This is a genomic window from Paraburkholderia sp. NMBU_R16 (assembly GCF_013282575.1).
Lineage (GTDB): Bacteria > Pseudomonadota > Gammaproteobacteria > Burkholderiales > Burkholderiaceae > Trinickia.
The window spans coordinates 81,173-88,805 of record NZ_JAAAYE010000026.1 but is presented as its reverse complement, the minus strand read 5'-3'; the positions used below and the strand labels follow the sequence as shown (position 1 = coordinate 88,805).

At 64.3% G+C, this 7,633-nt stretch carries 9 protein-coding genes; 8 read left to right on the top strand and 1 reads right to left on the bottom strand.

Annotated features, from left to right (window positions below):
• Positions 1-128: 128 nt before the first annotated feature.
• From GWC77_RS15325 to hpnD, 4 genes are all read left to right on the top strand, one after another.
• Positions 129-305: a hypothetical protein gene (locus GWC77_RS15325; protein ID WP_173258181.1), complete on the top strand. Its 177-nt coding sequence runs from the start codon at positions 129-131 to the stop codon at positions 303-305.
• Positions 305-1,738, top strand: coding sequence for a hypothetical protein (locus tag GWC77_RS15320; protein ID WP_217283286.1), 1,434 nt, complete (start codon positions 305-307; stop codon positions 1,736-1,738). Before GWC77_RS15325 ends, GWC77_RS15320 begins: the two co-directional genes overlap by 1 nt.
• On the top strand, positions 1,735-2,565 hold the full coding sequence (locus tag GWC77_RS15315) for an alpha/beta hydrolase (RefSeq protein ID WP_173258179.1): 831 nt from the start codon (positions 1,735-1,737) through the stop codon (positions 2,563-2,565). The genes GWC77_RS15320 and GWC77_RS15315 overlap by 4 nt, the downstream gene beginning before the upstream one ends.
• A 92-nt stretch (positions 2,566-2,657) precedes the next feature.
• Positions 2,658-3,518: a presqualene diphosphate synthase HpnD gene (gene hpnD, locus GWC77_RS15310; RefSeq protein ID WP_173258178.1), complete on the top strand. Its 861-nt coding sequence runs from the start codon at positions 2,658-2,660 to the stop codon at positions 3,516-3,518.
• Between the two features lie 43 nt (positions 3,519-3,561).
• Here hpnD and GWC77_RS15305 read toward each other — a convergent pair whose 3' ends face one another.
• Positions 3,562-3,891, bottom strand: a complete 330-nt coding sequence (locus tag GWC77_RS15305; RefSeq protein WP_254366977.1) for a hypothetical protein — start codon at positions 3,889-3,891, stop codon at positions 3,562-3,564.
• A gap of 239 nt (positions 3,892-4,130) precedes the next feature.
• Here GWC77_RS15305 and ompR point away from each other — a divergent pair, with 239 nt between their 5' ends.
• The 4 genes from ompR (at position 4,131) to GWC77_RS15285 (ending at position 7,619) form a co-directional block, all read left to right on the top strand.
• Entirely contained in the window at positions 4,131-4,856 is a 726-nt protein-coding gene (gene ompR, locus GWC77_RS15300) for a two-component system response regulator OmpR (RefSeq protein ID WP_102643356.1), read from the top strand.
• 49 nt (positions 4,857-4,905) lie between these two features.
• Positions 4,906-6,255, top strand: a complete 1,350-nt coding sequence (locus GWC77_RS15295) for an ATP-binding protein (protein ID WP_173258176.1) — start codon at positions 4,906-4,908, stop codon at positions 6,253-6,255.
• 197 nt (positions 6,256-6,452) lie between these two features.
• Positions 6,453-7,001 carry a peroxiredoxin gene (locus tag GWC77_RS15290; protein ID WP_173258174.1) on the top strand — a complete coding sequence of 183 codons (549 nt, stop codon included), beginning with the start codon at positions 6,453-6,455 and terminating at the stop codon, positions 6,999-7,001.
• Positions 7,002-7,091: 90 nt separating this feature from the next.
• Entirely contained in the window at positions 7,092-7,619 is a 528-nt protein-coding gene (locus GWC77_RS15285) for a carboxymuconolactone decarboxylase family protein (protein WP_173258172.1), read from the top strand.
• Positions 7,620-7,633: the final 14 nt, after the last annotated feature.

Here is a 7,633-nt window from a genome sequence, read left to right as displayed (position 1 = left end):
GCTTACTCGTCGGCAGCGTCAGATGTGTATAAGAGACAGGTTCCGGGCTACGCCCTTCACCGCTGCCGCCACGCCAGTACTCTCATCCTGATTGACGCGCTGCTCTCATCTTGTTTGACGCGCGGCACGTGCCACCGCGCTGGGCCGACGAGCTCACGCGTGCGCTGCCGCGCGGCGCTTCGCTTCGACTCGAAGGCGGCACGCACACGCTCAACTATGTGAATCCGTGGAGCCTCGCGTTCGCTATCGAGCCGTTCCTCCTGGAGCACGCACGCGCCGCGGCATCGGCCGGGGAGCTTGCGTGATGACCCGTCCCCCTCGCGGCATTGCACGCTTCGATTCAGCCGCTGCCATGGTTCAAGCACTTGCCGCTTCACTGCGTGGCAAGGCGTTCTCGAGCCTCAGCCAGTCGCCGTGGCTCGACGCCGCTATGCCGGCGATCAATCGGCTGCCCAGAACGGGGCGCGAGTGGGCCTATGCGATCGGCGGCATGAGCGAGGGGATCACCGCTCGCGCCGCCCGTCGCCTCGATATCGAGCGTATTGCGCAATGGATCACGGACGCTTACCCCACGCGCCCCTATCGCGCGGCGTTCATCGGCTCGTCGAACGGAGCGCTCGTGCACCTGGCTGCAGCGATGGGCGTGCCATGGCTTCCGCAAACGTTCCTGTGTCCGGTCCGGGCGGCACCCAGCGATCCGGACGATGCCCGGCAAGGATTCGAAGCAGGCCGCCGCATCGTCGATTCGTTGCTGGAAGCCGATCCACGCATCGCCGTCCACCAGATGCAGGATCCGAATCAGGACCGGCTGATGCTGCGGACCATGCGCTACTTTCGTCTCAAGCATCGCGCGTTACCGCTCGCTCATCGTGAATTTCTGCTGCGCAGTCTCGCCCCCGGCGGTACCCTTTTTGTCATCGAATGCACACGGAGCTGGCCCGTGACGCGTACAGGCGATCGTTCGCTCTATCAATTCGGCGCAACAGGCGGTGCCACGGAAGACGAATACTTGCGCGGCGGCCCGCGCGTGCGCGAGTACCTGGCGCGCTACGGCTGTACTCGGCACCGCTGGGAGCCGCCGGAGCCGAACGATGTCGCACCGGAGGCCGAGTGGGGCTTCGACGCCGCATTACATGACGATATCGTCGAGCTCGCGCAGCAGATGAACTGGCGCGTCGTCGAAATCCGCTTTCGCTCGCCCGAATCGATGAGCTTCGCGGCCGCGGCGATCTATCGGACGTGGTACCGGTCGCTCGGTATCGAGGCGACCCGGCTCGTCGTCGATTCGTTCATTCTCATGGATCCGTTCACGACGCTGCGGCTTCGCGCCATTCCGCTCTGGCTGCTTTTTTGTGTGGAACCCTCCGCCCGCGCACTCGAACGCTTTCTCTCCGGCACGGCGCCATTCGATGAGATCGATCTGATGCTTTTCTCGCACGGCACGGAAAGCATCGGGCTGGCTTCGATCGCCCGGTGGCGCGCCCTGCTCGATCGTGCCGCGCGGGCCGGGCGCTTCGTCGGCGTCGATACGGCGCGCTATCCGCTCGACTTCGCCACGTTCGCTCGTTTTGCCCGCGCGCTCGCGCAGGCTCGCCCCCTTCACGATCCGCCGCCGCTGCTCGCACCGGCTGATTTCGAGGCGCTGATGCACCGCCACGGACGCGTCTTCGGCATCGAATGTACGGAGCTTGCGGCGCAGTCCCAGAAACAATTCCCTTCGGGAGGTTCGCATCGATGAAGCGCCCATCTCGTCTCGCGCTCTTGTCGGCTGCCGGCGTTGCCGGGCTCGGCGTCGGTTCCGCCTTCGCAGCCGTGCTCTGGCTCCAGGGCCGGCTCATTTATCCACTCGAAAAGATTCGCGCGCTCGCCCCCAACCCTGCCGCGGACCGACTCGAACGCGTCACGCTGAGAACGCAGGACGGACTCGCGCTGAGCGTTCGCTATAAGCCGCCTGCGCAAGCCGACGGCCGCGTCGTCGTACTCTTTCACGGCAACGGCGAGGATCTTTCGCAGCGCGTGCATATCGCACACGATCTGATCGCGGCCGGCTACGGCGTCCTGCTCGCCGAGTATCGCGGCTATGGGGGCAACGCGGGCAAGCCGCGCGAAGCTGGCCTTTATGCCGACGGCCGAGCGGCGATCGAGTTCGCCCTGCGGCAGACCCCGCGCGTCGTGCTGCACGGCTACTCCCTCGGTTCGGGCGTCGCCGTCCAGCTCGCCACCGAGTTCGCGATCGAGGCGCTCGTTCTCGAGGCCCCCTTCACCTGCATCGCCGATGTCGCTGTTACCCGTTTCCCGCGGCTGCCGGTACGTTGGCTCGTGCGCGATCGCTACGACAACCTGCGCAAGATCGGCGCGGTACGCGTGCCGGTGCTGATCTACGGTGGCAACGCGGACGGAGTCATTCCCCCGCGGCAGTTCGCGCAGCTGTACGCGGGAGTGCGTGCTCCGCGCCGGCTTGCCGTGGTCGATGGTGCAGACCATGTCGATGTCTGGACGAAAGGGGGAGCCGGCCATGTGCTCCGCTTTCTCGACGAGACCGGTATCCGATCGCCGGCGGCGTGAGTTCGCGCAAGCAGGCCCGCGTGAGGAGCGGCGTGTCGGGATGAGGTAGTATCCGCACTCCGCACCTGCCGCCTCTCATCAGTTTTACGGACGTGTCACAACAATCCAGTTCGACCCAAGGTCACTTCGACGAGTACTGTGCGCAAAAAGCCGCCCCGCCGGGCTCCAGCGTCTACTACGCGCTGCGCCAGGCGCCGCTTGCGAAGCAGCCGCTGCTGACCGCGCTGTTCGCGCTGCGCCGTGAACTCGAACAAGCGGCGAGGGAGACGAGCGATCCCGCCATCGGCAGGACCAAGCTCGCGTGGTGGCAACAGGAGCTCGCCTCGCTCGCGGCCGGACGACCGACGCATCCGGTATCGGTTGCGCTAGCCGAGCACCGCGCGGACATCGGCGGCGAAGCGGCTACGCTGCAGGCGCTCGTCGACGGCTTCGAGATGGATCTGAACCAGGCACGCTATCTCGACTACCCCAACCTGCGCAGCTATATCGAGCAAGTCGGAGGCGCATTCGCGCTTGCCGTGGCGCGCGTCACCGCCCGGGACACGGCGGCGGCCACGCAATGGGCGCCGCCGCTCGGCAACGCGTTGATGCTGGCTCAGCTCGTGCAGGAACTCGGCAACGACGCGCGCCACGGCCGCATCTATATTCCGATCGACGAACTGCAGCGGTTCCAGGTCAGCGCGGCGGAGCTCATCAACCGCAAGTACACGCCCGCCTTCAACGAGCTCATGCGGTTTCAGACGAGGCGTGCGCGCGAGGCCATCGTGGCCTCGCTGGCCGGCATCCCGCAATCGGAACGCAAGACGCAGCGTACGCTGCGGGCTCAATCGGCCATGGCGCTCGCGCTGCTCGACGAAATCGAACGAGACGGCTATCGCGTGCTTCATCAACGCATCGCGCTGACACCGATTCGCAAGCTCTGGATCGCCTGGCGCGCGGCCCGCTCGCGTTAAGAGCGTTGCAGCGTGCGCGAGCCGCACCCTCGCCGGCGCGGCCTCAGCGCTTATAGAGTTCGCGCACGGCGTCTTCGATGTGCTGACGCAGCAAGCGGCGCTCTTCCGGTGTCAGGTGTCCGTCCCGTTGCTGAGTGCCGAATTCGAACGGCGTGTTCGTGCGCACGATAGGAGCCGAAGCGGCGCTGGCCGCGCGGGGATGTTGAGAATGGGGCAAGTTGCGGCGAAAGGAGGACGACGGCTGCGCCTCGCCGTCACCTCGGCGCTGCGGCTGGGCGTAGGCATCGAGCGGACCGACAGCGCCGACGACGGCGCCTGCAACGGCGATCGCCAGGATCCGAGCGCGCATACGCGGCCACGCGCTGTCCATCATCTTGTTCCCTTCGTTGTGCGGCAACCGGCGACCTCGAATTACGTGTGCTTGAGCCCGAGCGAGTGGCGGGCATAAAAATGTATCGGATGAAGTATCCACCGAAGAGCCGCTTTCGGTGAAGAAGTTTACGTGCGCGCTGTTTACGCACCCCCTCGAAGCGGGGTAAATTTTGTAACCGACTGTAACGCGAGAATTCCTACTTTCCCGTCCCTCTTTGCAATCGCGCTAAGATGCCGTCCATGGAAACGAAAAACCCCTCGAAAATTCTCGTCGTCGACGACGACCCGCGCCTGCGCGATCTCCTGCGCCGCTACCTCGGCGAACAAGGCTTCAATGTCTACGTCGCGGAAAACGCGCCCGCGATGAACAAGCTCTGGGTGCGCGAGCGCTTCGACTTGCTCGTGCTCGATCTGATGTTGCCGGGCGAGGACGGCTTGTCCATTTGCCGCCGTCTGCGCGGCAGCAACGACCGTACGCCGATCATCATGCTGACGGCCAAGGGAGAAGACGTGGACCGTATCGTCGGGCTCGAAATGGGCGCCGACGACTATTTGCCGAAGCCCTTCAATCCGCGCGAACTGGTCGCGCGTATTCACGCCGTGCTGCGGCGCCAGTCGCCCTCCGAGTTGCCCGGTGCGCCGTCCGAAACGGCCGAGGTCTTCGAGTTCGGCGACTTCGCGCTCAATCTCGCCACGCGCACGCTGACGAAAGCCGGCCAGGAAATTCCATTGACCACGGGGGAGTTCTCCGTGCTCAAAGTGTTCGCACGCCATCCGCGGCAGCCGCTTTCGCGCGAAAAACTGATGGAACTGGCGCGGGGCCGCGAATACGAAGTATTCGATCGCAGCCTGGACGTGCAAATTTCACGCTTGCGCAAGCTGATCGAAGTCGATCCGAGCAGCCCGCGCTTCATCCAGACCGTCTGGGGGCTCGGCTACGTCTTCATCCCCGACGGATCGGCGTGATCGGCGGGTTGCTTTCTCCCGTCCCTTTCCTTTTGTGTCAGTAGGCCCCATGCGCATCGACCGGCGTATTCTCACGCACGTCTTCGGGGGCCTGTTCTGGCGCACCTTCTTGCTGATCGCTCTACTGATCGCGGTGAGTCTGGCCGCGTGGTTCCAGAGCTTTCGCGTGATCGAGCGCGAGCCGCGCGCCCAACGGGTGGCACTGCAGCTCGTCGCGATCGTCAAGCTCACGCGCACGGCGCTGCTCTACTCGGATCCGGACCTGCGGCGGGCGCTGTTGCAAGACCTCGAAAGCAACGAGGGCGTGCGCGTCTATCCGCGCGAGACGACGGACAAATACACGCTGCAGCCTGACGAGTCGCTCAACCGGCTCATCGAACACGACATCCGCGGCCGGCTTGGCGACGATACCGTCATCGCTCAATCGGTCAATGACATTCCCGGTGTATGGATCAGCTTCAAGATCGACGAGGACGACTACTGGGTCGCGCTCGACCGGGAACAACTCGATAACGTCACGGGTCTGCAATGGGCCGGCTGGGGCATCTTTGCGCTCGCGCTGTCGCTATTCGGCGCCGCGTTCATCACGAGCCTCGTGAACCGGCCGTTTGCGCGGCTCGCCGTCGCCGCACGCAAGGTCGGCTCCGGCCAAGCCCCCGAGCCGCTGCCCGAGCGCGGTCTCGGTGTCGCGGCGGACACGAATCGCAGCTTCAACCAGATGGTGCGGGATCTCGAGCAGCTCGAAGCCGATCGCGCGCTGATGCTCGCCGGCATCTCGCACGACTTGCGCACCCCGCTCGCCCGGCTGCGGCTCGAGACCGAGATGAGCCCGTCGGATCAGGTAACGAAGGACGCCATGATCGACGACATCGAGCAAATGGACATGATCATCGGCCGCTTTCTCGACTATGCGCGGCCGGTTCAGCGTACATCGGAGTCGGTCGATCTTTCGCAGGTCGCGGGGGAGATGGCCGCCCGCATGGCCAGCGAGGACGGCGTGCGGCTCATTACGCGGCTCGCACCGTCCGCGATCATCGAAGCCGACGAAACCGACGTCCGACGCGTGGTCGGCAATTTGCTCGAAAACGCAAAGAAGTACGGCCACAGCGAGGTGGACGGGATTCCACACATCATGCTCGAGACGCGAGTCGCGCATTCGCGCGTCGAGCTCGCCGTGCTGGACGAGGGCCCCGGCATTCCCGAGGACCAGCTCGCGCTCGTGACACGTCCCTTTTATCGGGTCGACTCGGCGCGTAGCCAGGCCAACGGCACGGGCCTCGGCATGGCAATCGTCCAGCGGCTCGTGAGCCGCTACCGCGGCTCGTTGCGCTTGCGCAACCGTACGCCTGGTCCCGGTCTCGAAGTCACGATCGAGTTCCCCCTGGGAAAAAGCGCTTGATGCGAGGGACCGGCTGTTGCGCAGCGCGCAGACCCCCTCGCCTCGTATGCCGCAACGCGGCAGGCTATCGGTTTTATTAGCCAAAATCTATTGCGAATTATTTCCAATAGCGTTAGAGTTGAGGGCGTGTAACGCACCCGTTACAGCGGGCGCGTATTTTTGAAGTGCGTTTTTTCAACCCGATGAGGAGTCACTGCATGAAAACCGTGGGCGATAAGCTGGAAGCCTTCACCGTCACTGCCGCGAAACCGGGCTTCAACAACCATGAAGAGAACGGTCAATCGGCGTTCGAAGAGATCACCGAACAATCGTTCCCGGGCAAGTGGAAGATCATCTATTTCTATCCGAAGGACTTCACGTTCGTGTGCCCGACGGAGATCGTCGAGTTCGCGAAGCTGCAAAAGGACTTCGAGGAACGCGATGCCGTGCTGTTGGGCGGTAGCGTCGACAACGAGTTCGTGAAGCTGGCATGGCGTCGCGAGCACAAGGACCTCAATCGCCTGAACCACTACGCGTTCGGCGACGTGAAGGGCGAACTGATCGATCAGCTCGGCGTGCGCGACAAGGAAGCCGGCGTGGCCCTGCGCGCAACGTTCATCGTCGATCCGGACAACACGATTCAACACGTGTCGGTCAATAACCTGAACGTGGGACGCAGCCCGCAGGAAATCCTGCGCATTCTCGACGGCCTGCAAACCGACGAACTGTGCCCGTGCAACCGCGCGGTCGGCGGCGCAACGCTTTAAGCTGCGGCAACCGCTTCGGTCAAGCACCGAGCCCGCTGTGCTCGACAAGGCCGGCGGGCTTTTTTATCGATCAATCGATAGGAGTCTTCAATGGAATTCTTGTCTGCGATCAAGGAAAAAATCCCCGATTACGCGAAGGACATCCGCCTGAACCTCGACGGCACGATCGCGCGCTCGTCGCTGGAAGGTGCCGATGCGGCGGGCGTGGCGCTGGCCGCCGCCTTCGCCGCGAAATGCACAACGATCGTGGATGCCATCCGTTCGTCCGGCGTCTTGCCGCCCGAGCAGGTCACGGGCGCGTTGACGGCGGCCGCCATGATGGGCATGAACAACGTCTGGTATCCGTACGTCGAAATGGCGAACGACGAGGACCTGAAAACCCAGCGGCCCGAGCTGCGGATGACCGCGTACGCCACCCACGGCGGCGTCGACAAGCGCCGCTTCGAGATGTATGCGCTCGCCGCCTCGATCGTCGGCAAGTGCCATTTCTGCGTGAGCTCGCATTACGCGCTGCTGAAAAACGAGCAAGGCATGTCGGCGCAGCAACTGCGCGATGTCGGGCGCATCGCGGCCGTCGTCAGCGCGGCCGCCAATGTGCTCGCGATCGAAGGCAGCTAGCCTGTAGTTAGCGC

Coding starts and splice junctions, on each gene's coding strand:
- GWC77_RS15305 (WP_254366977.1), bottom strand. CDS start 3,891: ATGATGGACAGCGCGTGGCCGCGTATGCGCGCTCGGATCCTGGCGATC.
- GWC77_RS15320 (WP_217283286.1), top strand. CDS start 305: ATGACCCGTCCCCCTCGCGGCATTGCACGCTTCGATTCAGCCGCTGCC.
- GWC77_RS15315 (WP_173258179.1), top strand. CDS start 1,735: ATGAAGCGCCCATCTCGTCTCGCGCTCTTGTCGGCTGCCGGCGTTGCC.
- GWC77_RS15290 (WP_173258174.1), top strand. CDS start 6,453: ATGAAAACCGTGGGCGATAAGCTGGAAGCCTTCACCGTCACTGCCGCG.
- GWC77_RS15295 (WP_173258176.1), top strand. CDS start 4,906: ATGCGCATCGACCGGCGTATTCTCACGCACGTCTTCGGGGGCCTGTTC.
- GWC77_RS15285 (WP_173258172.1), top strand. CDS start 7,092: ATGGAATTCTTGTCTGCGATCAAGGAAAAAATCCCCGATTACGCGAAG.
- ompR (WP_102643356.1), top strand. CDS start 4,131: ATGGAAACGAAAAACCCCTCGAAAATTCTCGTCGTCGACGACGACCCG.